The 23,544-nt window shown below is 61.8% G+C and carries 22 protein-coding genes and 2 pseudogenes; 10 read left to right on the top strand and 14 right to left on the bottom strand.

The annotated features are described in order from the left end of the window. Positions 1-149: 149 nt before the first annotated feature. From DLM46_RS09445 to DLM46_RS09435, 3 genes and pseudogenes are all read left to right on the top strand, one after another. Positions 150-1,199 (top strand): LacI family DNA-binding transcriptional regulator, encoded by a 1,050-nt coding sequence (locus DLM46_RS09445; protein ID WP_115100499.1) that lies wholly within the window; start codon positions 150-152, stop codon positions 1,197-1,199. Between the two features lie 70 nt (positions 1,200-1,269). After that, a pseudogene (locus DLM46_RS40140) lies at positions 1,270-1,434 on the top strand (NAD(P)/FAD-dependent oxidoreductase); the annotation flags it as partial. Between the two features lie 138 nt (positions 1,435-1,572). Beyond that, complete coding sequence (locus tag DLM46_RS09435) at positions 1,573-2,781, top strand: leucine-rich repeat domain-containing protein (RefSeq protein WP_244306011.1); 1,209 nt, start codon at positions 1,573-1,575, stop codon at positions 2,779-2,781. Here DLM46_RS09435 and DLM46_RS09430 read toward each other — a convergent pair. Both DLM46_RS09430 and DLM46_RS09425 read right to left on the bottom strand, forming a co-directional pair. Beyond that, positions 2,744-2,947: a hypothetical protein gene (locus DLM46_RS09430; protein WP_208866253.1), complete on the bottom strand. Its 204-nt coding sequence runs from the start codon at positions 2,945-2,947 to the stop codon at positions 2,744-2,746. The two genes, DLM46_RS09435 and DLM46_RS09430, sit on opposite strands and share 38 nt — an antisense overlap. 180 nt (positions 2,948-3,127) lie before the next feature. After that, entirely contained in the window at positions 3,128-3,586 is a 459-nt protein-coding gene (locus DLM46_RS09425) for a cupin domain-containing protein (protein ID WP_115100497.1), read from the bottom strand. Positions 3,587-3,781: 195 nt separating this feature from the next. Between DLM46_RS09425 and DLM46_RS39350 the strand changes: the two genes are divergently transcribed. Beyond that, positions 3,782-3,940, top strand: a complete 159-nt coding sequence (locus DLM46_RS39350; RefSeq protein WP_165847940.1) for a hypothetical protein — start codon at positions 3,782-3,784, stop codon at positions 3,938-3,940. Between the two features lie 151 nt (positions 3,941-4,091). Here DLM46_RS39350 and DLM46_RS09420 read toward each other — a convergent pair whose 3' ends face one another. Continuing rightward, the gene (locus DLM46_RS09420) at positions 4,092-4,580 is read right to left on the bottom strand and encodes a DinB family protein (protein WP_115100496.1); all 489 of its coding nucleotides are present in this window, start codon (positions 4,578-4,580) and stop codon (positions 4,092-4,094) included. 134 nt (positions 4,581-4,714) lie between these two features. Between DLM46_RS09420 and DLM46_RS09415 the strand changes: the two genes are divergently transcribed. Beyond that, positions 4,715-5,338: a TetR/AcrR family transcriptional regulator gene (locus DLM46_RS09415; RefSeq protein WP_115100495.1), complete on the top strand. Its 624-nt coding sequence runs from the start codon at positions 4,715-4,717 to the stop codon at positions 5,336-5,338. A 256-nt stretch (positions 5,339-5,594) separates the two neighbouring features. Here the strand turns inward: DLM46_RS09415 and DLM46_RS09410 are convergent, their stop codons facing one another. Together DLM46_RS09410 and DLM46_RS09405 are read right to left on the bottom strand one after the other, a co-directional pair. Beyond that, on the bottom strand, positions 5,595-6,152 hold the full coding sequence (locus DLM46_RS09410; RefSeq protein WP_115100494.1) for a sugar O-acetyltransferase: 558 nt from the start codon (positions 6,150-6,152) through the stop codon (positions 5,595-5,597). A gap of 359 nt (positions 6,153-6,511) precedes the next feature. Continuing rightward, on the bottom strand, positions 6,512-7,039 hold the full coding sequence (locus DLM46_RS09405) for a DinB family protein (RefSeq protein ID WP_115100493.1): 528 nt from the start codon (positions 7,037-7,039) through the stop codon (positions 6,512-6,514). 178 nt (positions 7,040-7,217) lie between these two features. Between DLM46_RS09405 and DLM46_RS09400 the strand changes: the two genes are divergently transcribed. Further along, on the top strand, positions 7,218-7,844 hold the full coding sequence (locus DLM46_RS09400) for a TetR/AcrR family transcriptional regulator (RefSeq protein ID WP_115100492.1): 627 nt from the start codon (positions 7,218-7,220) through the stop codon (positions 7,842-7,844). 91 nt (positions 7,845-7,935) lie between these two features. On the opposite strand, the pseudogene DLM46_RS09395 reads toward DLM46_RS09400, so the two are convergent. Further along, a pseudogene (locus DLM46_RS09395) lies at positions 7,936-8,112 on the bottom strand (DUF1330 domain-containing protein); the annotation flags it as partial. Between the two features lie 924 nt (positions 8,113-9,036). Between DLM46_RS09395 and DLM46_RS09390 the strand changes: the two are divergent. Beyond that, a complete protein-coding gene (locus tag DLM46_RS09390; RefSeq protein ID WP_115100491.1) occupies positions 9,037-9,426 on the top strand; it encodes a DUF6232 family protein in 390 nt (129 codons plus the stop codon). A 763-nt stretch (positions 9,427-10,189) separates the two neighbouring features. Then, complete coding sequence (locus DLM46_RS09380) at positions 10,190-11,278, top strand: hypothetical protein (RefSeq protein WP_115100490.1); 1,089 nt, start codon at positions 10,190-10,192, stop codon at positions 11,276-11,278. Between the two features lie 114 nt (positions 11,279-11,392). Here DLM46_RS09380 and DLM46_RS09375 read toward each other — a convergent pair whose 3' ends face one another. Beyond that, a complete protein-coding gene (locus DLM46_RS09375; RefSeq protein WP_115100489.1) occupies positions 11,393-13,846 on the bottom strand; it encodes a glycogen/starch/alpha-glucan phosphorylase in 2,454 nt (817 codons plus the stop codon). A gap of 735 nt (positions 13,847-14,581) precedes the next feature. On the opposite strand from DLM46_RS09375, the gene DLM46_RS09370 reads away from it, so the two are divergent. After that, positions 14,582-15,955, top strand: a complete 1,374-nt coding sequence (locus tag DLM46_RS09370) for an MFS transporter (RefSeq protein WP_208866259.1) — start codon at positions 14,582-14,584, stop codon at positions 15,953-15,955. A 76-nt stretch (positions 15,956-16,031) separates the two neighbouring features. Here DLM46_RS09370 and ltaE read toward each other — a convergent pair whose 3' ends face one another. From ltaE to DLM46_RS09355, 3 genes are all read right to left on the bottom strand, one after another. Beyond that, positions 16,032-17,039 carry a low-specificity L-threonine aldolase gene (ltaE, locus tag DLM46_RS09365; protein WP_115100487.1) on the bottom strand — a complete coding sequence of 336 codons (1,008 nt, stop codon included), beginning with the start codon at positions 17,037-17,039 and terminating at the stop codon, positions 16,032-16,034. 407 nt (positions 17,040-17,446) lie between these two features. Next, complete coding sequence (locus tag DLM46_RS09360; protein ID WP_115100486.1) at positions 17,447-18,196, bottom strand: peptidoglycan DD-metalloendopeptidase family protein; 750 nt, start codon at positions 18,194-18,196, stop codon at positions 17,447-17,449. 151 nt (positions 18,197-18,347) lie between these two features. Then, positions 18,348-18,659 carry a cupin domain-containing protein gene (locus DLM46_RS09355; RefSeq protein ID WP_115100485.1) on the bottom strand — a complete coding sequence of 104 codons (312 nt, stop codon included), beginning with the start codon at positions 18,657-18,659 and terminating at the stop codon, positions 18,348-18,350. A 264-nt stretch (positions 18,660-18,923) separates the two neighbouring features. Here DLM46_RS09355 and DLM46_RS09350 point away from each other — a divergent pair, with 264 nt between their 5' ends. Beyond that, positions 18,924-19,244, top strand: a complete 321-nt coding sequence (locus DLM46_RS09350; RefSeq protein WP_115100625.1) for a hypothetical protein — start codon at positions 18,924-18,926, stop codon at positions 19,242-19,244. A 286-nt stretch (positions 19,245-19,530) separates the two neighbouring features. Here the strand turns inward: DLM46_RS09350 and DLM46_RS09345 are convergent, their stop codons facing one another. The 4 genes from DLM46_RS09345 to DLM46_RS09330 all read right to left on the bottom strand — a co-directional run bounded on the left by DLM46_RS09345 (position 19,531) and on the right by DLM46_RS09330 (position 23,526). Beyond that, positions 19,531-19,848 carry a DUF4148 domain-containing protein gene (locus tag DLM46_RS09345; protein ID WP_115100484.1) on the bottom strand — a complete coding sequence of 106 codons (318 nt, stop codon included), beginning with the start codon at positions 19,846-19,848 and terminating at the stop codon, positions 19,531-19,533. A gap of 260 nt (positions 19,849-20,108) precedes the next feature. Further along, entirely contained in the window at positions 20,109-21,518 is a 1,410-nt protein-coding gene (gene gndA / locus DLM46_RS09340) for an NADP-dependent phosphogluconate dehydrogenase (RefSeq protein WP_115100483.1), read from the bottom strand. A gap of 173 nt (positions 21,519-21,691) precedes the next feature. After that, positions 21,692-22,324: a DUF938 domain-containing protein gene (locus tag DLM46_RS09335; RefSeq protein ID WP_115100482.1), complete on the bottom strand. Its 633-nt coding sequence runs from the start codon at positions 22,322-22,324 to the stop codon at positions 21,692-21,694. A 305-nt stretch (positions 22,325-22,629) separates the two neighbouring features. Beyond that, the gene (locus DLM46_RS09330) at positions 22,630-23,526 is read right to left on the bottom strand and encodes an NAD-dependent protein deacetylase (RefSeq protein ID WP_208866252.1); all 897 of its coding nucleotides are present in this window, start codon (positions 23,524-23,526) and stop codon (positions 22,630-22,632) included. Positions 23,527-23,544 lie beyond the last annotated feature (18 nt).

Raw genomic sequence — 23,544 nt, 5'->3', positions numbered from 1 at the left:
GTAACTTTCCCTGTTGTTGAAACGGACTCTACGCCGGAATTTTGGCCGACGCAATAGGTTTTCTACCGAAGATGAGTTGACAGGCGTTCGCCGAGCCTATTGAATGTTGCGTCACGCATCCTTTGCCGCACGGCACGAAACCACCAGTCATGAACAGCAAACATTTCACTCCGGCCGTCACAATCAGAGAGGTGGCGGAAGACGCCGGCGTCTCGGTTATGACGGTCTCAAATGTGCTGCGTGGTCGCGGACGCGTCGGGGAAGAGACTCGACGGCGTGTACTCGAGGCAGTGGCAAGGCAAGGGTATCGCCCCAACCTGACGGCACGAGCACTGGTAGAGCGAAAGGCGCCGACGCTCGCGTTGATGCTGAGCTGCATCACAAACCCTTTCTATCCCGAGTTCACGCTTGCCGCCAATCTGTCAGCGCTCAAATACGAGCGCCACCTTCTCGTGTGCAACACGGATCACGAGCCAGATCGTGGTACGAGCTTTCTGCAGCAGGTCGCGGGCTCTCTTTCGGATGGAGTGCTGGTAGCCAACTATGGAGGCCTGCCGATTGAAGAACTGCGGGCGCTTCAGCAGCGCGGAATCCCGGTTGTCATATCGGTGTGGGAACTGCCGGACGAACCACCGGGAATCCCGTGCGTAACGTTCGACTCCAAGGGTGCCGCAAAACTTGCGGTCAGGCATCTTGTCGAGTTGGGGCATCGGCGTATTGGTGCAATCATTGGCAGTCGAAAGAATGGGATTCACAGCGCTCGTTACGCAGGGTATCAAGAAGTCATGCGCGAAACGAAGATTCGTCGACTGGCATCTGACGAGCGTTTCACGGAAGACTCGTTCGACGACGGATATCGGGCCGCGACGGACTTGCTGTCTTCTCGACCTGATTTGACGGCAATCTTTGTGTCCAATGATCTCCCCGCCTTGGGCGTGTTGAACGCAGCCTCGGACCTTGGGTACTCGGTACCGCATGATTTGTCGGTAGTGAGTATCACCGACATCGTTCCTGCCAGACAATCGCGGCCCGGATTGACAACCGTTGCCATTCCCACCGCCGAATTGGCGGAGAAAGGCATCGGCTTACTTATCGATCTCATGAACGGGCGCGCGACAGAGACAACTGTCATCCACACTTCGGCACCGAAGCTCGTTATTCGCGGCTCAACAGCAGCACCGGCGAGCATAAGCAACTAGGTGTCCGAGACGCTTCCGAGGGCTCTCGCACCTGCATTTTCCGCCAAACGCCCACTCAACGTGATAAGGAGCGGACTATCCGAACAATCGGAAGCTGATCCTCTCCGGATTTCACGAGGCTTCGCTTGTCCTTCGCGAAGCCTACAACTACGCGTTCCCGGACAAGAAACGCGTGCACATGCATCCGAGCTACGACGCCAGGCTGGCAGAACGTGTCGCTGGCTCTCACGCGTAGCGCGAAGAGCGACGTTGCCTGGGCGGAATGCGCCCCGCTCTTCGTGTATAAAGGAGGAAGTCTGCACTACGGGAGCCCGCCGTGCCCGAAACCCCGCCGTCTCCCACGAACTCAACCGTCGAAGGTAGGAACCCGTCCTTGCCGCGAATCATCAAGCCGTGGGCCATCGGTGGCGCAATCGTGCTGTTGCTCGGCATTTTGCTGCTGATCTTCAACCCGTTCCACAAGAGCCCGGATGAACGGGCGCTGAGCGAACTGGGATTCATCAAAGGCACCTGCAACGAGAGCGACGCGTCGACAGCCACGCCCGACTCGGAATGCCTGGCGTTGCGGGCGAAACCGACAATGACGGCATCTCAGGTCGCCGCCGCTTTGCCACATCTGAAGAATTCCGACCGCAAGATCGAACTGAATCTGGGAGGCACCCAGATCGATAACCTCGATTCGCTGAAGGGACTGGACGATCTGGAATCGCTTGACCTGACGGACACGCCCGTCTGGAACATCGACGCCCTGAAGGAAATGCACTCGCTGAAAAGGCTCGTGCTCCATCGCACCGAAGTCGAAAACATCGCCGCGCTAAAAGGGCTGACCGGTCTGCAATCGCTGAACCTCTGGGATACCCGCGTCTCGAATCTCGACGCGCTCAAGAACCTGCGCGATCTGCGAGAACTCGACCTGCGGGATACACAGGTTCGCGATCTCGATCCGCTCGAAGATTTGCCTCATCTGGAAGCGCTCAAACTCGGCGGCGCGCGGAACGTCCGGAACATCGACGCGCTCAGCCAGCTCGCCTCCTTGCAGACGCTCGACCTCAACGAAACCCAGGTCGACAGCATCCGTGAGTTGAAAAAGCTCCGTGGTCTGCAAGCGCTCTATCTAGCGAACACGCCGCTGCGAGACATCGACGCACTAAAAGGAATGGCCTCGCTCAGGACGCTCGTGCTGGACGGTTCGAAGGTCGATGATATCGACGCAGCGCAGGGCATGCTCCAGCTGGACACGCTGGTGCTCGCTCGCACGCAAGTGACGAACATCGATGCATTGAAGGGGCTCACCCGTCTGCAAAGGCTCAATCTCGCCGACACCCGGGTCGAGAACGTCGAGGCGCTGAAAGACCTGAAAAGCCTGCGGATGCTCAATCTCTTTCGCACCAGGGTTCGAAACATCGATCCACTGCGACGTTTGACCGGTTTGCAGGAACTCTACCTTGCGAACACCCCTGTCGAAGACGTCGACGCGCTGAAAGGGCTCACTGGCCTGCGAGAGCTCATTCTGTATGGCACCCAGGCCAGGAACGTCGACGATCTCAAAGCGGCGCTTCCAAAAACGCGAATCGTGTGGTGATCATTCGACATTTTTTCAACAGGTGCGCCAGGTCGAGACGCAGCCAGATCATGCCTTTCTCGCCAAAGCGCAGGACGTTGGGCGATCCGGTGTCGGCGCTGTTCATCGCGTCGCCGGCTGCGTGCGGCACATGATTCAACAGATAGCCAGTCCCCTCCGTGCCCATGCTCTCTTCATCGCCGGCGAAGGGTGGCGATGACTTCGCCCCCTGTAACCGCCTTACAAACGCGCATGTCTGAATGCCCGCGATTCCCACACACGGGCGCCGTTTTACGAGCTTTGACGACTAGATCATCGCGATGTGCGCCGGCACGAGCGCCTTCATCTGCAGGCTGGGGCGCCGCGCTCAGCGCTCGAGCAGATCCTGCGGCTCGATGCCCATCTCGCTGCAGTAGCGCTGATAGTCGGCAAGGCGATCGGCGGTTGTGATGCGGCGTTTGATCTCGCCATCGTGACCAAGATATTCGACGGTGCCCATCACTACCACCATCACGACCAGTGGTTCGTCACCGACCGCCTCCCACCAGTCGACGTTGCCAGCAGACTCGTGCACGTAGTCGCCGGGTCCGACAGTTTCGCCAGTACAGAGGCGACGCTGCCCTTCGAGGCTGAAGGCGTGCACATCGCCGGTATGACGGTGCAGGCCGAGCTTGATACCTGGCGCCAGACGCATCAGTTCCACCCAGCCGCGATCGTCTTTCAGGAAGCGTAACGGCCGCGACCACTTACCCGGCCCCTCGGGGATCCACAGCCCGTCTGCGGACAAGGGGCTGGCGCGGGTGACCGTATGTTGTTCATTGATCATGCGACGGCTCCGAATAGATGGCGAGGTTGTTGTTCGGTTAGCAACGTATCGAGGCGCGCAACGGAGTCTATCACCCGTGACAGGCACGCATTTCAGCGAATCTCCGTAGATTGTGTAATGGCAGTCATGTACGTATGCGTCCGCATCCTGTGATCAAACCAGGTACGTTGGGACGTGGACGGACACAGGCGCAGGATGGTGCCGGTCAGCGATCTCCATCCGCTTGCCATCGCGATGATTCTGTTACTCGAGCGCCTCTCTCACTTCGATAGCGGAAACTCTAACGTCAAGCTTGGCGGTCAGTTCATCGGCCAAACCGACATTCAGGTATCGGCATCGGTCAGGCGGCTGTAGATCACTTTCCCGACATTCGCACTTCGGCCCCCACGAACGGCAGCTTCACTGTAATCGAATGCGTACTCTCGACTCATAGGCGACAATGCCCCTACCACGTAGCCGTCATTCAGAACCGCCGAAGCGGACATTAAGTGGTTGCCAGCCCGCATCACGTCGCGTCTTCTTCTAGAAAGTCCGTGATCGCATCACGACTCGGGGTGATGCCTTTCAACTGAAGAACGGCGCCGGCGTTGCCCCGATGATAAGTTCCATGCAGGCACACATGTAGAATGATCTCACCTCGCCGCATGCGCGCTGGCTTTCCGCTGGTGAAGACGAAATCGACAGGCTGCTCGAAATCGCTCTCCGCCAAACTATCCACGTAACACGCGTACCAGCCGTCGACCTTTCGCGCACTGCTCGCAAGCGCCTGGAGCTCCGGCATTCTCTCCGATCGCGGCGCCTGAAACGTGTGCGACAGTCCCTGCAGGTGATGCTGAAAGATTCTGTCGACCATATGTATATGGTCAAGGATGCGGAGCATGATCGACGCATCCTCGCTGCTCAGCCGGTCGAAATTCTGACTGACCACATCGTAGAGGCCGCGATCGGCCCATCGTTTGATGGCGACAAGTTTCGAGTAGGGCTGATGGATCATGAGATGTCTCCTTTCACCGTCGAAGTTATGATGCGCGCTCGATCAAGGTTGGCTTCTGCGTTGCTATTCGATTCGTCAGATGCATAATACGAGTAAGAACTCGTATTTACCTACTCGCATTTGGAGCGCGAGAAATGCCGCGAAAACCGCCCACGAAACCCAGGAAATACGCCTCCCAGGGGAGATCACGCGCAACGGTCGATGCCCTGATTGAAGCGACGGCTCGCATTTTGGTCAGGGACGGTTTCGATAAAGCCAGCACCAACCGTATCGCAGAGAAAGCGGGCGTGAGCGTTGGCTCGCTCTACCAATATTTCCCCGGCAAAGAGGCGCTCGTTACCGCCGTCACGAAGCGCCATAGTCAGGAACTCATGCAGGTCGTCCGTGGCGCGCTGGCACAGGCTGCGGCACTCCCGATGGAGCAAGCGGTACGCACGCTTGTCGCCGCAGCGATCGAAGCGCATCGCATCGATCCCAAGCTACATCGCGTGCTTGCGGAGCAGATCCCACGCACAGGAAGGCTTGAAAACACGGAGGTCTTGAACGGGGAAACCTATGCCCTGTTCAGGGCCTACCTTGAGGCCCACTGCGATGAATTTCGCACAGTCGACCTGGGGCTTGCGGCGTTTGTGTGCGTGACATCAATAGAGGCGCTGACGCATACAGCGGTCGTGCACCATTCTGAAAGCCTCTCGGACGAAGCGTTTGAAGCGCTCGTCGACGAGGCCACACGGCTCGTAGTCCGGTATCTGCAGTAGTCGCCGTAGCAGCGAGCACTCGCGGGGGGCTTCGAGTCCCAATAGGCGGGTGATCGGAGGAATAGCGCGATCAGGTTGGAGCATGGCGCACGATGCGACAAACGCGTCTATCGACTCCCGATCGCTTCACCGTCAGATGTATAGGCCACGAGTGAATGTCTCTTTTCCGGCCGAAAGCCCACGCCATCGACTGACAGCTATTGGCCGGGTGTTGCCGGATGCGTGGGGCCCGACTCGACCCCTTGCGGACGTCCCTCTAGTCAGCAATCGAACGAATGACCCTTGCCGGATTTCCACCGACAAGAGTATTCGGGGGAACGTCCTTGGTGACTACCGATCCTGCCGCGACAACCGAGTTCTCGCCTACCGTTACGCCGCCGATAATGGTCGCGCCGGCTGCGATCCAGACGTTTCTCTCAATCACGATGGGCTTTGCGATTACGCCGTTTCGCCGCTGGGAAGGTTCAATGGGATGGCCGGACGTGATGATGCTCACGTTCGGTCCGATCATCACATCGTCGGCAATGTCGAGCCCGCCAAGATCATAGAAAGTGCAGTTCTGATTTATGAAGACATTGCGCCCGACACTGATATCGACCCCGCCGGTTGTGTAGAACGGTGGTATCAATGAAAAGCTGTCGTCCACCTTCTTGCCGATGAGATCGCTGAACAAGGCCCGGACTTCATCCGCATCGTTGAATGTCAACCGGTTGAGAGTGGCGGTGATCGCCATCGCTCGTTTGACGTTTGCAGACATGGCCGCTGATTCCGGCGTCCTCCTCGAAATTACCTTGGTGCGATCATCATTCGCCATTCGTTATTTCCCTTCAGTTGCAATCTGGTGACTTTCAGCGATAAATGACGGGGAAACCCTATCGTATCCAGGTATTCATGCAGGTCGAAGGCTAATGGCTCCGATAGCCGAGCGGTCGGTCCGATGGTTGACGATCCAGTCCTCTCCGCCGATTGACCGAACTGGCCGGGTGCCGCCTCATGCAATAGGCATACGCGACCGAAGTCGCCCCGAGCTGCGATCGGCTGCACGCGACCCACGAGCGCCGATCAGCTTTCCACGAAGCAGACATTCAAGCCGAACGAGGATGACCCGTCGCTCGGAAAGCATCGCGTGGCGCAAAATCACCCTTCGTTGCCTCACGGGACCAGATTACATTGTCATAAAGCGGTCGAGCGACCCATCAAACCACCACGAGCCGGATCGACCTCGTGAAGGTAGCCAGTAAAAGTATCACGCGGCGATGACGCGGTGAGCTGGGTCAAGATTCGTCCCACCTCGCCGCGGTGATATCCGCCATGTGCAATCACATGGCCAAATATTTCCTCGCGAGACATTCGCCCCAACGATCCGTCAGTAAAGACGAACTCTACCGTGTCGCTAAATTCTAGCGAGGTCAAACTCTCAACATACGCGATATACCATTGATCGGTTTCCCTGATGCTCTGAGCCAGTTCTTCCAGACTCGGAACATCGTCGGTCCCTGTAGTCGCGTATCCGTGCCGCACTTGTTGAAGATGTGCCGCGAAGATTTTATCGACGATGTGCGCGTGGCTGAAAATGCAAGTAGCCGTGTCACGTTCGCCATTGTGGCGATCGTGCGCGAGGTCTCTCAGCCCTGCGATCAATCCCTCATCGGCCCATGCCTTATATCGAAACAGAGAACTTAAAAGCGTCTGTGCACTCATTTCGTTTCCTAGACTCGTTTGTGACCGCAGTGGTTGGCCTGCCCAAATAGCCGGGCGCGATCGACAAGGAAGTGCGACGTATTCCCGCCGGTGGCCCGCGGTAAAATGCGAGCTCATATTCGTATTTTGACGTGGAGCGTCAATTTTGAATACTCGCGTTAGGCCACAGCAGAAAACCATGCGTAAAGTGCCGCGTCAACAGCGTTCACGTGCGATGGTGGATGCCATCGTTGAAGCCGCGACTCGCATTCTGGGACGTCGAGGATGGGCTGCATTCACGACTAACGAGGTCGCCCAGGCAGCTGGCGTCAGCGTCGGGTCGCTCTATCAATACTTTCCGAACAAACTCGCCCTTGCGGAGGCTATTCGTCAGCGTCATCTTCAGGCAGTGCTCGCCGCGTTATCAAATGCGGGCGATTGGAGTGGGTCTGAGACTCTCGACCTGCGTGTGATACGCCTGATTGATGGCGTTGTCGCTGCACACTCGGTGGATCACGCATTGCACCGGGTCTTGCTCGACGAAGTCCCGCTTGTTTCGCGCGAAAACCAGGACGAGTTTGAGAGCGAGTATCAACGACGATACAGATCGGTTGTCGCTGGAGGTTCAGCTAGTCGAGACGCAAGCCAAGACGAAGTTGCGGGGCGTGTGCTCGCGGCGGCCGTGGAAGGCGTGGTACATACCGCCGCTCGACAAGGCGATCTCGGCTCGGTTGCACTAAAGAATGAACTTTGCCGCTTGGTCCGTGGATATTTGCGCGACCGTGGGACGTGTCGTGCGTCTGATTGTGAACGATCAAGACCATGACATCGGACGGCGGCTGGTGGGCGCACGCTCCCCGACACAGGTGACTCAGCGCGACCCATTCCGGACCATCACGCCTTCCGAAAGCTGCCACTCACGAGTGCGTTTCGACTATGAACATCCGCGCTTGCTGTGCTTCCTGACGTTCGGCCTTGATCGGCGCATACCTCTCGGAATTGTAGAAGGCTAGCGCTTGGACGAGAGTCGGAAACTCAAACACGCCGGCCATCGGCAGCGGCACCTCATCCCCCTCTAGAATCTGCGCAACAGGAAACATCTATCGATGGCCAGCGATTGTCTCGATATCAGAGTCCCCAGGGCCTTCAGGTTCGGCAGTGGCTCATCCTTGACATGAATCAATGGCGGTGCGACAGGAAGCCACAGATTTGCCCCCAGGTAGCGATGTAGCATTAATTCACCGCTACTCGGAACCACAATGTTCGGTCAGATCGTCCATTCCGGGGGAAGCGGATGTGTGTTCGAAATCGTTATTCGTTGGCTTTGGGAATCCAAATGTTACCCGTCACCGCTGTTCTGATCAGTTTGGCTCCGATGTGGGCAATTTTGCTCGCCGTATCCTGCGCATCCGCATACTTGCTCTTTTGGCGTAAGGCAATCAAATAACCTTGGCGCCCGGGGCGTATCGAAAGCCGACGAGCATACTTGGCACGGTTCGATCGGCCGGTTGAATCCGCACTCTGCAACGGCCATTTACTTCCCAACAGCCTGAGCGTCTGTTGAGGGTCGTTCCTGCCTTTGTCGGACGGTCATCTCTGACATTCGCCCGAACTTGACGTTGGTTGGCGGCGAAGCGACGCACAACGGCCGCAGATCGAATCACCGGCCAACGTCAGCAAAGGCCGACAAGCTGCCTGTTCCTGGTTCTGATTGCGGTGGTACGACGCGAGAGAGGCGTCACTGGAACCGGCAACACCCGGTGCCTAGCTACTGAATTTCATGTAACGCCTAGCTTCCCGACAAGAGGCTAAAATCCTGGCTATGCCATAAAGGCCGCGCCAAAGAACCGGCGAAGAAACAACACCAAATCTTAGTCAGAAAATCCATAACTGAAATTTTTAGTCAGCTAAACGTGAAACCCCGGCTGAGTAGGCCTCACGGCCAACCAAAAAATCCGTAACTTCAGGAATTTGAAGTCTGGTACGCTGCGCCCTTTGCTACCGCTTGCACCAACTCGATGGAAACCCCTTTCAATGATCGTGGCGTGTCGGTCACGCGTAACGCGCTTTCAGCCGCCGGCCAGGTGTTCCCGCTGCGCGAGATTCTGGATGTGCAGGTCGTCACCGTGCAGAAGAACAAGGTCCTGCCGTCCGCGATTTCGCTGATCGGGCTGGCCGGCGCGATTGCCGGCGGCGTTTTGCACTCAGCGGCGGGTCTCGTGTGCGGCATCATGCTGGCGGTCGTCGGCTGGCTCACCTGGGCAACTCAGGACATTACCCACCGACTCATGGTGCAGACCGCCACTGGCGAGCGCGAGGCGCTGTCGAGCGTCGATCGCGAATTCGTCGAGCGGGTCGGCGCGGCCGTGCATGAAGCAAAGGCGGCTAGCGCCGCGACCAGGCCTTGAGCGCTGCGCGAAGCAGCCGGACCGGCGCGTCGGGGCGCCACGCGTTAACGCAAAATTGATGTGCGGCGGCGCGGCTTTTGCGCGCCGTTGAGGCGCACGTCGCTAGAGTGGAAAGGTATCGACAACACGCGCCACCTCAGCGGATCGGCGCAATCACGATGCTAACCGCCACCGCCTCGTCTGAAATCTCCCTGCCACGCACGCCGCGCACGCCGCGTATTGCCCGTCGCACACACGTCGTCGTTCCACTCGTCATCATCGACGTCACTGTGCCGGGCACTTCGTCCGCAAGCGGACGGCGCGCGCTGCATGCCGCGCTCGGCGACGATCTGCGTCTCTATGTCGTCACCGTCGACAAACAGCACGAACGCGTGACCTTCCGCGTCGAAGTCACCTCGCGCACGCTCGACGACGTAATCGGCCTGCTGACCTGCGCCCTCGACCGCGCCACGCTGGGCCGCGCGCAGACCACGGTGATCCGGCGTCCACGCGACTATTGCCGTAGATCAACGTTTGCACGGGCGCATCGGCAGCCGCGCTGCAAACCCACGAACCTTTACACATCTTTGCAATTGCCCGCGGGTGGCCCTGTAGAGTCAGCGGTCCTGTTATCGCGTGTTCCCTCCCGCAGGCCCCCGCAAGCGTCCCGGTTTCCCCGTCCACGCCGCAGCAGTCCAGTGAGATCGCCGCCAGTGCTGTCCAGCTCGCCGCTCGCGATGCATCGCCTTCGCCAGGGACTCGCTCTTTTGCAAAGCGTGATTCCATGTTCCTGTCGTCTTCCGATGCCGCGCGCCGGCATTGTCGTCATCGTCTTCGTTATTTCACCGCGCCGGCGCTGGCCGCGACCGTCGCTGCCGCGCTGACCGGTTGCTCGATCAGCTTTCCCACGCCCACGCCGCCGGCCTCGACCGCCGCGCTGATCAACGGCGGCAACGACGGCCTGCTGATTCCGCTGCATGTGGAGCGCGCCGACAACGATCACGCGCGCCTCGGCCTACCAGTTCAGCTCGACGGCAAGCCGGTGTACGTCGCGCTCGACACCGGCACGCAAGGCGTGCGGGTGTTGAAGTCGGTGCTGCCGGGTTCGAACTACGCGAACGCCGGCGCCGTCACGTCATTGTCGTTTGCGAACGGCGCGGAGATTCGGGGCGCGCCGGTGAAGGTGCCGTTCAGCGTGGCCGGCACGAAGCCGGCATCGATCGACGCACAAGCGGTCGAAACCGTGCGCTGCCTGCCGATCGCGAAGCGCTGCGTGGCGATGGACGGCTACACCGGCGAATTCGGCTGGGCCTTTTCCGGCATTTTCGGCGTCGGCGCCGCGCAGCCGGGCGAAGCCGGCTACACGCAACCGCTCCGCGCGTTGCCCGGCAACCTCGGCCAGCGTTATCTGGTGCACTCGAACTTCGCGAAGCCGTACATGGTGTTGAGCCCATCGAGCGCCCTCACGAAGGACTACACGATGGTACCGATGACCGTGTCGAAAGACGGCGCGGCGCAATGGCCGAGAGGCTGCGTGAAAGTCGCCGACAAGATGACGTTCTGCGCGCCCCTGGTGTTCGCCACCGGCAGCACCGGCATGATCCGCATCGAAACGGACAAGGCGCCGAACTGGACCGGCGACGGCGAAGCAGGCACGGTGCTCAAGCAGGGCAATTACGAAGCGGCCATCGGTACCGGATCATGGGTGCACCGTTATGAAGTCGCGCAGGTCACCATCGTCAAGGCGAAACCGGACACCAACCGCATCGTGGTCGGTCTGATGGCGATGCAGAACATCGACGTGCTGTTCGATTTCCCGCGCGGCGAGTTCGGTTTGTATGCCGCCCAGCAGAGCGAAAGATTCGCGCCGTGAGATTCATCGAGCGCTGGAAAAAAGGCCGGTTCTTGCGAACCGGCCTTGTTCATTTGAGCGAGCGCCCCGGCACTCCGTAGTCAGTAGAATCTGACAAGCCGCATCGAGCACCCCTCACTCGATCGTGACCGGATTCACGTGCCAGATATTGCGTGCATATTCGCCGATCGTGCGGTCCGACGAAAACTGCCCCATGCCCGCCACGTTTTCGATCGCGCTCTCGGCCCACGCGCGTTTGTCGACGAAACGCGCGTCCACTTCCGCTTGCGCCTTCGCAAACGCCGCAAAATCCGCGAGCACCATGTAGTGATCGCCCCAATCGACCAGCGTGTGGAAGATGTCGGAGAACCGCCGCGGATCGTCCGGCGAGAAGAAGCCCGAGCGAATCTGGTCGAGCGCCATGCGCAGTTCCGGATTCTCCTCATAGATTTGCCGCGGCCGGTAACCGGTGGCGCGCAGGCTGTCCACTTCGTCGGCGGTATGGCCGAAGATGAAGATGTTCTCGCGCCCCACCGCGTCGCAGATCTCGATGTTCGCGCCGTCCATCGTGCCGATCGTCAACGCGCCGTTGAGCGCGAGCTTCATGTTGCCGGTGCCCGACGCTTCCGTGCCGGCCATCGAAATCTGCTCCGACAGATCGGCTGCCGGAATGATCAGCTCGGCCACGCTCACACCATAGTTCGGCACGAACACCACCTTCAACCGGTCGCCGACCAGCGGATCGTGGTTGACCTTCTGGCTGACGTCGCCGATCAGCTTGATGATCGTCTTCGCCATTCGATAGGCGGACGCGGCCTTGCCGGCGAACATGACCACCCGCGGCACCCAGTCGTGCTCGGGGTCGTCGCGAATCTGGTTGTAGCGCACGATCACGTGCAGCACGTTCAGCAACTGCCGTTTGTATTCGTGGATGCGCTTGACCTGGAGGTCGAACAGCGCATCGGGATCGAAGCGCAGTTTCGTGTGATGCGCGAGACGCTGCACGAGGCGCATCTTGTTCTGCCGCTTCGCTTCACGGAAAGCGTCGACGAACGCCGTGTCGTTGCGCAAATCGCGCAGTTGCTCCAGCTCGAACAGATTGCTGCGCCAGTGTTTGCCGATCTGCTGATCGATCAGCGAAGACAGCGACGGACTCGCCTGCGCGAGCCAGCGCCGCGGCGTGATGCCGTTGGTCACGTTGGTGAAGCGGTCCGGATAGAGGCGCGCGAAGTCGGCGAAGATGTCGCGCGTCATCAGTTGCGAATGCAGCTTCGACACGCCGTTCACCTTCTGACTCGCGACGATCGCCAGATGGGCCATCCGCACGCGCCGCTGGCCATATTCGTCGACCAGCGAAATGCGGCGGATCATCTCGCTGTCATGCCACGATTGCTCGCTGACGTGCTTGAGAAACTCCGCGTTGATCTCGAAGATGATCTCCAGATGGCGCGGCAGCAAACGCGCGAGCGTCTCGACGTCCCACGTTTCGAGCGCCTCCGGCATCAGCGTGTGATTCGTGTACGAGAACATCTGCGTGATGTGTTTCCACGCCTTGTCCCACGGCACGTGATGCACGTCCACCAGCAAACGCATCAGTTCCGGAATCGCCAGCACGGGGTGCGTATCGTTCAGATGCACCGCCACTTTCTCGGCGAAGCGGCCGAACGTGCTGTGCGTGCGCTGATAGCGGCGGATCAGATCCTGCATCGTCGCCGAGACGAAGAAGTATTCCTGGCGCAGCCGGAGTTCGCGGCCGGCCGGCGTCGAGTCGTCCGGATACAGCAGGCGCGACACGTTCTCCGACATGTTCTTCGTATCGACCGCGTTGCGGTAGTCGCCGCGGTTGAACGCGCCGAGGTCGAGTTCCTCGGTCGCGCGCGCCGACCACAGGCGCAGCGTGTTGGTCGCGGCGGTCGCGTAGCCGGGAATGACGGTGTCGTAGGCCGTGGCGTTCACATGCTCGGTGTCGATCCATTCGACGTGTTCGCCGCGCTGCACCGTGCGGCCGCCGAAGTGCACCATGTACTTGATCTCGGGCCGCGGAAACTCCCACGGATTGCCCGCACGCAGCCAGTAGTCCGGCGCTTCGACCTGCTCGCCATTGACGATCTCCTGACGGAACATGCCGTATTCGTAGCGGATGCCATAGCCGAAGCCCGGAATGCCGAGCGTCGCCATCGAATCGAGGAAGCAGGCGGCCAGCCGCCCGAGGCCGCCGTTGCCGAGCGCGGCATCCGGCTCGAGATCGGTCAGCGCTTCCATGTCCACGCCGAGACTCGCGAGCGCTTCCTTCATCTGATCGTAAATGCCGAGCGCGAGCAACGCGTTCGTGAACGTACGCCCGATCAGGAATTCCATCGACAGGTAATAGACGCGCTTCACGTCCTGTTCGTATTGCAGGCGCGTGGTTTTCATCCAGCGCGCGACCAGCCGGTCGCGCACGGTAAGCGCGGCGGCGTGCAGCCAGTCGTGCGGGTGAGCCGTGACGGCGTCCTTGCCGACGCCGTACATCATGCGATTGGAAATTGAGCGCCGTAGCGCGTCGACGGTACTGTTGAGCTGGTCGAATTCCAGATCGACGGCTGTCATCGAAGCCTCCGGGAAAAAGCGACGCGGCGAACGCGAACCGCACAGATGACGGACGGGAGGCGCGTGCCGGTCAGGCGGATTAACAAACTAACCAACAGAGTAGGACATTTTACGACCCGCGAACACCGGCGGGCGCGAGCGGGAATCACGCACATGCCATGCCCGCCGATGCGGGATACTTCGCGGGTTTTGCGCACGCGCGCGGTGCACGCGGCGTGTTGGCGGGCACTGCGCGCGTGCATCGGCGTGCAAAAGAGGCAAACCATTGCGTGCGATGCAGGCGCGCTTCGACAGGATACAGCGCGATTATTTTTCTACCACGTGACGCGCGGATGAACGACTCGATGCCCGCGCCAGGTGTTCGAATCGGCCCACCTCCCCTGCTGAACGGTTTTGCCGCGCGAACTCGTATGGTGCGCGAGCCGCGCGGGCTCGGAGGCGCGTGCCGGGCTTGACCGTTAGTTGCATTACGGCAGTGCCCGAACGGCCACCGGGCTGCCGCGCTCCCAGCACGATTTCCACGACTCTGTAACAATCACTTCATTCACTGCGCGAGCCGCCCTGACCGATGGATTCGGGCCACGCGCGCTCCGCTCCGCTCCACACCACCCTGCCGCTTGCGCACCGCGCCACCTTTGGCGCGGCCGACGCTTCGGCATGCTCAACCCGACGAGCCACGCCTTGTCCGACAAATCCAGCGCCACCTCCACCCGTACCTGGCCGGCGGACGGCTCGATGTCAGCGGCCAACCGCCGCGCGATGGCCGCGATCCTGCTCGCCGTTGCGCTCGCCACGCTCGACACCGCGATCGCCAACACCGCCCTGCCCGCCATCGCCGCCGATCTGCACGCGGCGCCCGCCGCGTCGATATGGATCGTCAACGCCTACCAGCTCGCGACGGTCGCGACGCTGCTGCCCCTCGCCGCGCTCGGCGACATCGTCGGACATCGGCGGATTTATATCGGTGGGATTGCGCTGTTCACGCTGGCGTCGCTAGCCTGTTCGCTTGCTTCGACCCTGCCGCTGCTGGCCGCCGCGCGCGTGCTGCAAGGGCTCGGCGCGAGCGCGATCATGAGCGTGAATATCGCGCTGATCCGCTATCTGTATCCGCCGCATCGGCTCGGACGCGGCGTGGGCACCAACGCGCTGATCGTCGGTGTGTCGTTCGCGGTCGGGCCGACGGTGGCGTCGCTGATTCTGTCGGTGGCGGCATGGCCGTGGCTGTTCGCGATCAACGTGCCGCTCGGCCTGCTGGCGCTCGCCGTTGCATGGCCGGCGTTGCCGCACACCGAGCGCGGCACGCACCACTTCGACCCGCTCGCCGCCCTGCTCAACGTCGTCACCTTTGCCGCGCTGATCTTCGCGCTCGGCGAGGCGGCTCAACGGGCTCCGGCGCAACGGGTAGTGAGCGCGGCGGCGGTTGCCTTCCTGTTTGGGTTGCTGCTGATCCGGCGCGAGGCGGGGCACCCGGCGCCGATGCTGCCCGTCGATCTGTTCAAGCGGCCGGTGTTCGCGTTGTCGGCGGTGACCGCGGTGTGCTCGTTCGCCGCGCAAGGGCTGGCGTTCGTGTCGCTGCCGTTCTACTTCGAGGATGTGCTGCATCGCAGCCAGGTCGAGACCGGCTTTCTGATGACGCCGTGGCCGGTGGTGGTGGCATTGGCCGCGCCGCTGGCGGGCAGGCTGTCCGACCGCTATCCGCCAGGCTTGCTCGGCGCGATAGGGCTTGCGGTGTTGTCGGCGGGAATGACATCGCTCGCGTTGTTGCCGGTGCATCCGCATGTGCTCGACATCGGTATCCGGATGGCGGTGTGCGGTGCGGGCTTCGGTTTCTTTCAGTCGCCGAATCTGAAGGCGCTGATGGCCAGCGCGCCGCCCGAGCGCAGCGGCGGCGCCAGCGGTATTGTCGCGACCGCGCGGCTGCTGGGGCAGGCCACCGGCGCTGCGCTGGTCGCGCTGAGCTTCGGCATCGCCGGCCGGCATGGGCCGACGCTCGCGTTGGGCGCGGGCGCTTGCTTCGCCGGCGCGGCGAGCCTTGCAAGCGGGCTGCGGCTTCTGGCGCCGTCGCATCGAGCCGGCGTGCACGCCAAGGCATCGGCGGAGTCAGCGTAAAAGCGCAGCGGGCGCGCTGCCGTGACAGTGCGCCCGCTTTTTTTTGCCGCTTCGACTACCCGGCCACGCCGCTGAATCAATGCGCGGCGAAATATCCCTTCACAGCCGCGACAAACGTGTCGATATCGGCACGCGACACATCCTTATGCGTGACGAAGCGCGACGCATACAGCATCTGTGTGAGGATGCCGCGCTCCTTGAGCCATGCTTCGAGCTGCGCGCAATGCTGCTGCGGAAACTGCACGAACACCATGTTGGTCGCCACAGACTGCACCTTGACCTGCTCGACATCGGCGAGGCCGGCAGCCAGATGCGCGGCGTTGGCATGATCTTCGGCGAGGCGCTCGACGTTGTGATCGAGCGCATACAGGCAAGCCGCCGCCAGCACGCCGGCCTGGCGCATGCCGCCGCCCAGCACCTTGCGCCAGCGGTGTGCCATGTCGATCAGCGACCGGCTGCCGACCAGCACCGAGCCGACCGGCGCGCCCAGGCCCTTCGAAAAGCAGATGGATATCGAGTCGAACGGCCCGCACAGCGCCGCGACCGGCTGCCCGGATGCCACTGCCGCGTTATAGACGCGCGCGCCGTCGAGGTGAGCCGACAGGCCGTGCTGACGCGCCAGCTGCACTGCTTCAGCGACGTAACCGGCCGGCAGCACTTTGCCGCCGATGGTGTTTTCCAGCGCGAGCAGCCGCGTGCGCGCGAAGTGGTTGTCGATCGGCTTGATCGCGGCGGCGATCTTGTCGAGCGGGATCGAACCGTCGACGGCATTTTCGAGCGGCTGCGGCTGAATGCTGCCGAGCACCGCAGCGCCGCCGCCTTCGTACTTATAGGTGTGCGCCAACTGGCCGACGATGTATTCGTCGCCCCGCGCGCAGTGCGCCATCAGCGCGGCCAGGTTGCTTTGCGTGCCGCTCGGGAAAAACAGGCCGGCCTCCTTGTCGGCACGCTCGGCGACGCTCGCTTGCAGACGCAGCACGGTCGGGTCGTCGCCCCAGACGTCATCGCCCACTTCGGCGGCAGACATGGCCGCGAGCATGGCCGGCGTCGGACGGGTTACGGTATCGCTGCGCAAATCGATCATTGTGAAGTCCTGTATTTGACGGCCGGTGACGGCCGGCCGATGTGCCGCTTCGCAGGTTTAGCTCGATAGCCTGGTGCGGCGGGCCCGGCTCTAGCTGCTGAACCACAGAGTGTATTTCAATTACCGATGCGCCGAGCATCGCGCTAAAAACCCGCAGCCGCCGCTCCCACCGGCCCCGGCTCATGTGCCGGACTCACCGCCGGATGTCATCGACGAAACTCGGCACCGAAACTCGGCTGCCGAAACGCAGCACCGAAACTCAGCCGCCGAAACCCAGCGCCGGAACTCAGCACCGGAACTCAGCCGCCGAAACTCAGCACCGGAACTCAGCACCGGAACTCAGCACCGAAACCCAGCCGCCGAAACTCAGCACCGAAACTCAGCCGCCGAAACTCAGCCGCCGAAACTCAGCCGCCAGACTTCGGCAGCCAGGCAAGCGGATCGACCGGTTGGCCGTTCTGCCGGACTTCGAACTGGATCGACGCCACACCCCGGCTATCCACGCCGACTTCGCCGATGGTCTGGCCTTGCGCGACGGCGTCGCCTTCCTTGACGAGCAGCGTGCTGTTTTGTCCGTAAGCGGTAATCAACGAATCGTCGTGCTTGATGATGATCAGCGGCCCGTACGCCTCGATACCGGAGCCGGCGTACACCACCCGGCCGGTGGCCGCGGCCTTGACCGGATCGCCGGCGCGGCCGCCGATCACGATGCCGTTCGACTTGCCCGGCGCGAAGCCTTTCAGCACCGGCCCGCGTAACGGCCACAGCAGCACGCCCTGCTGCGGGACGGCGGCGGCAGCGTTGGCGCCGGCCACATTGGCCGGCGGCGTCACCACACTGCCGGACGCCATCGGCGGCGCAACGCGCAACACCTGTCCCGGACCGACCGCAGTGGTATTCGGCGCCAGACCGTTCCACGTAGCAAGATCCTGCGGCCGACGGCCGAACGCCGATGCAATCCCGGGGAGTGTGTCACCCGGATTGACGCGGTAGAAGCCGGCCGGCACGGGAACATTGCCGAGGGTGGTCGGCCGGCTCGGCGTACTGCTGTAGAACGGCGTGCTTTCCCACGGCATCGTCGTACAGCCGCCGAGCACGACGCCAAACGCGGCCACGATCAGAAACCGGGACCCCGCGATTTGCCATTGTCTTGTCATGTGACGATCCTCGACAGGTTGATTCAATTGATCCGCCGGCGCCCGCGGCAAGATGTGGGAAAGCGCGGCGCAGTGTAGTGTTCAAGCGAAGCGGCAGCACCCATTATGCCCGCCGTGTGCACACGCGAGCGCACCGGCGCCGCGGCGAACTTCAGACGCTGCCTTGCGCCTCGACCACCAGAATGCGCGCCACGCCGATTGGGTGCGCGACATGTTCGGTGCCGGCCGACGCGTAGAACACATCGCCCGTTTCCAGAACGGTCGACTGTTCGACACCCGCTTCGCGGTAACGCATTTCGACGCGTCCATCGAGCACGGCGAACACTTCCTCGCCGTCGTTGACGTGCCATTTGTACGGCTGATTTGTCCAATGCAGACGCGTCGTGATGCCGCCCATGTTGGCGATATCGAGCGCGCCCCATGGCCGCGTCGCGGTGAAATTCTTGCTGCGAATGATCTTCATGGTGAATCGACGGTTGAATGGCGCGGTCTTCCCCTGCTCGCTACCCCGGAGGCCCATCGGGGCAGCCCGACCAGCAAAGCCGCCCATTTCGACTGGCCCAATTATAGGTCCGACGGTGAGCCTGACGGCCGGTCTCACGGCTGTCCCCGAGCTGAGCCGCGCCACTCGCGTGATTTATTGAACCCATTGAGGCCTCACCTATACTCAGTCATGCTGCCGCAATGCGCCGTACGCAATACGCTCAGATCCTGTGAGGAGTCGGAGATGAACAAAGCCACCTTTCTGGCAGTACAACTCAACGTCGACGATGTTGCGGCGTCGCCCGGGTTGGTCGAGTTGTTGAACACACATCTGGTTTTTGCAGCGGACGTGGCCGAAGCGGCCGACGCGCTGGTGCAGCTCGCCAGCATTTCGGGTCTGTCGAGCGGCGTCGAAGCCCGTGTCGAGATTCCCGCCGTGGCGATCGAGCGGCTGCGCGAGGCGCTCGACAATCTGAGTGGCTACGACGAATCGTGGCTGCTCGCACTCGAACCGAGCCGCGCGCTGTTCGACGATATCGGCCGCCGGCATCGCACCATGCATTAGGCTGCCCCCGCACTGCCTCGCACCCTGGCACCCCGCACGCCGACGACGCCTGCCCGCCAATTTCACTACCAACCGAACCGCCAGACTGCCCGGCATGCTTGACGGTCGGCGCCGTCTGAAGGTGCCGGTCGAGTCAGCTGGAGGAACCGCGGCTCCGGTCCCGAGGCAAACCGCCCACGCGGACCGTAAACGAAAAAAACGCCGCCCGAAAAAAACCGGTCGGCGTTTTTTATTGCCCACCGCCTGTTACCCAGGCGATGTTTGTTTGCATCAGCTTCGGCGCAGATTAGTTGCCGAAGTAAACCGACTGACGGTCGTTGCCGCTAGTCGGGCGGCCGGCTTGCGAGCTGCCGGCGATCGGTGCGCCATAACCGCTGTTCACAGCTTGAGCGGTGCCGTTCTGTGCATTGACGCGTGCTTGTGCGGCCTGCAGGTTGGCCGGGTAATCGATCGGATTGTCAGCCGGGTTGTAGCCGGCCTTTTCGAGTTGCACCAGTTCAGCGCGAACTTGAGCGCGCGTCACGGGCTGGTTCGATTGGGCAAACGAGGCAACAGGAGCGGCCAGAGCGGCGGCAACGACAACTGCGGAAATAAACGTCTTCATGATAAACCTCCGAAACTTGTTTTGAGCTCGCTTGGGACCCATGTCCCGTAGCGCTTAAGTACAAGTTTAGGAGCGCCGACATCTAGGGGAAACCCCTGAAACGACGAAACTCTATTTCGATTTTCGCAATAGTTTGCAACCCGCTGCATTCACATGCTATCTGAATGATAGCTTCCGGCAATAATTGCCCGTCTCAAGTTCAATCACTGCTGCCACCCGGCGCGCCTTGTGGCAAGCGCGCCGGGCCGCGATTCAAACGCTCAGCTCCAGTTCGCGTGGAAGCTGCCCGGCTTGTCCACGCGCTCGAACGTATGTGCGCCGAAGAAATCGCGCTGCGCTTGCACGAGGTTCGCCGGCAGGCGTTCCGAGCGATAAGCGTCGAAATACGCAATAGCCGAGGCAAATGCCGGCACCGGCACGCCCGCATTGATCGCAGCGATCACCACGTCGCGCAGCGCCGACTGGTAGTTCGCGGCGATGTCGCGGAAGTACGGGTCGAGCAGCAGATTGGCGATCGCCTTGTCTTTCGTATAAGCGTCCGTGATCTTTTGCAGGAAGCGGGCGCGGATGATACAGCCGGCGCGGAAAATCTTCGCGATCGTGCCGAAGTCCAGATCCCACTTGTATTCTTCCGAGGCCGCCCGCAGTTGCGCGAAGCCCTGCGCGTACGAAATCACCTTGCTGAAGTACAGCGCACGGCGCACCGACTCGATGAACGCGCCACGCTCGACGCCGAGCGGCTTCGCGTTCGGTCCTTCGAGCACTTTGCTCGCGGCCACGCGCTGCGTTTTCAGCGACGACAGCACGCGCGCAAACACCGCTTCTGTAATCAGCGGCAGCGGCGCGCCGAGATCGAGCGCGTTCTGACTGGTCCACTTGCCGGTGCCCTTTTGCGCGGCGCGATCGAGGATCACGTCGACCAGGTCCCTGCCGGTTTCCTCATCTTTCTTGCTGAAAATCTTCGAGGTGATTTCGATCAGGTAGCTGTCGAGTTCGCCCTGATTCCATTCGGTGTAGACCTTGCCCAACTCCTCGTTCGACAGACCCGCCACCTGTTTGAGCACCGCATAGCTCTCGGCGATCAGCTGCATGTCGCCGTATTCGATGCCGTTGTGCACCATCTTCACGAAGTGGCCCGCGCCGTCCGGCCCCATGTAAGCGACGCACGGCTCGCCGTCCGGCGCCTTCGCGGCAATTTCGGTGAGGATCGGGGCGACCAGATCATAGGCGTCGCGCTGGCCGCCCGGCATGATCGACGGGCCTTTGAGCGCGCCCTCTTCGCCGCCCGACACGCCCGTGCCGATGAAATGCAGGCCGGCTTTTGCCAGTTCCTGATTGCGGCGGATGGTGTCGGTGAAATGCGTATTGCCGCCGTCGATCAGGATGTCGCCCTTGTCCAGCAAGGGCTTGAGCGAGGCGATGGTGGCGTCTGTCGGCTCGCCTGCCTTGACCATCAGCAGAATGCGGCGCGGTTTTTCCAGCGACTCGACGAACTCTTCTAGCGTGAAAGCCGGCACCAGCTTGCGGTCCGGATATTCGGCGATGAGTTCGTCGGTTTTCTCACGAGTACGGTTGAATACCGACACCGCGTGGCCGCGGCTCTCGATGTTGAGCGCCAGATTGCGGCCCATGACCGCTAGCCCTACCACGCCAATGGCCTGTTTGCCCATGTGAATTCTCCAGAGTCCAAAAAATGTCGGGACATCGCGCCGGAATGATCGTCGGCGGAACGTCGAGGGTGAAAGGATAAAAGAAATGCCGGCTAACCGCTTGGTGGCGGGCAATGAACGGAGCTTTTCACTGCATGCGAGCCGCCGGACGTTCGCACGCAGCCGAACGCTTGTCAGACTCGCGCCGCGCTCCGGTGTTTCCTGAATACCAGGCTGAAATTGTTGGCCGGCATCGCGATCGGCTCGTCGCACAGCAAGCCGACCGATGCGCCCAACGCTATCACGGCCTCCATGTCGCGCACACCCCATGCGGGATCGCGGCTGCGCAATTGTTGATCGAACGCCTCGTTGCTCGGCGACGTAGGCGCGCCGCCGCGTCTGTAAGGACCGTACAGATACAGCACGCCGCCGTCGACGAGACGCCGGCTCGCGCCGGCGAACAACGCATGCGCCGCGCTCCACGGCGAGATGTGAATCATGTTGATGCAGACCACCGCGTCGAACGCATCCACGCCCCAATCCGTCTGATGCACGTCGAGCGCGAGCGGCGCGCGCACGTTCGCCAGTTTTTCATGCGCGACCCACGCGGCAATGGAAGCCCGCGCGTCGGCATCGGGATCGCTCGGCTGCCAGTCGAGGCCCGGCAACGCGCCGGCGAAGCACACTGCGTGCTGGCCGGTGCCGCTGGCGATTTCCAGCACCCGGCCGGAGGCCGGCAACACCTCGCGCAGCACCGCGAGAATCGGTTCGCGATTGCGTTCGGCGGACGGTGAGTGTTGCCGCGGCGCGGGATGAGATTCGGTCATGTCTTGTGTTCGGTTCAACTCTGTTTCAACTCTGTTTCAACTCTGTTTCGACTCGGTTTCGACTCGGTTTCGACTCGGTTTCGACTCGGCTTCGACTCGGTTTCGACTCGGTTTCGACTCGGTTTCGACTCGGCTTCGACTCGGCTTCGACTCGGTTTCGACTCGGTTTCGACTCGGCTTCGACTCGGCTTCAGCACGGTGCGCGGCAGTTTACCGTCTACGGCGAAGCTTTCAAGCCATTCGGGGTCTTTCGAAACCCGGCGCGTCGCCGCTCGGCGGGCTTCGATCTGTCTGGTCGAACCCGCTCAATCCGGCACCAAACGGCCCGCCAGCGCGGTCAGCGCGTCCGCGCAAGGCGCGGCGATTTTCAGCGAGAGCAGCGGATCGGCCCGCGTGCGCCCAAGATTGATCGCGACGACCGGCTTGCCCGCCTTCTGCGCCCACACGCAGAAGCGATAGCCCGAATACACCATCAAAGACGAACCGACCACCAGCACCGCGTCCGCCGCATCGAGCGCGTGCGACGCCGCCTCGACTCTCTCGCGCGGCACGCTTTCGCCGAAGAACACCACCGCCGGCTTCAGCAAGCCGCCGCAGTTCGAGCACGCAGGAATGCGGAACGCCTCGAGATCGTGCCATTCCAGATGCGCGTCGCCGTCGGCGGTGGTTTCGGCGGTGACGTTCAGCAGCCCTGGATTCTCGGCTTCGAGCGTCTGCTGGATCGAGGCGCGCGTGTGCTGCATGCCGCAGTCGAGACACGTCACGCCGTTGATCCCGCCGTGCAATTCGATCACGTCGCGGCTGCCCGCGCGCTGATGCAAACCGTCGACGTTCTGCGTGACCAGCGTCGGCACGTGACCGGCCGCTTCGAGCCGGGCGAGCGCGGTATGCGCCGCATTCGGCTGCGCGTCGGCGACCACCGGCCAGCCGACCATGCTGCGCGCCCAATAGCGCTGACGCATCGCGATGGTGCCGAGAAACTCCTGCAACGTGATCGGCGGCGAGCGTTTCCATTCACCGTTATCGTCGCGATAGCCGGGAATGCCGGAGTCGGTGCTGATGCCCGCGCCGGTCAGCACGAACAGACGCGGATAACGCTGCACGAAGCTGTGCAGGTCGTCTAGCGTGCGGGAGTCGGCGTACTGGGAATCGGCGTGCGATCCGCTGAAGGGTTCGATGCGAGCGGGTTGAAGGTCGGTCATGACAGGGACGTTGTAGGG

Source organism: Paraburkholderia lacunae (genome assembly GCF_003353175.1).
Taxonomy (GTDB): Bacteria; Pseudomonadota; Gammaproteobacteria; order Burkholderiales; family Burkholderiaceae; genus Paraburkholderia; species Paraburkholderia lacunae.
Note: the sequence above shows the minus strand (reverse complement) of the source record. Positions and strands in the feature narration are given on the sequence as shown.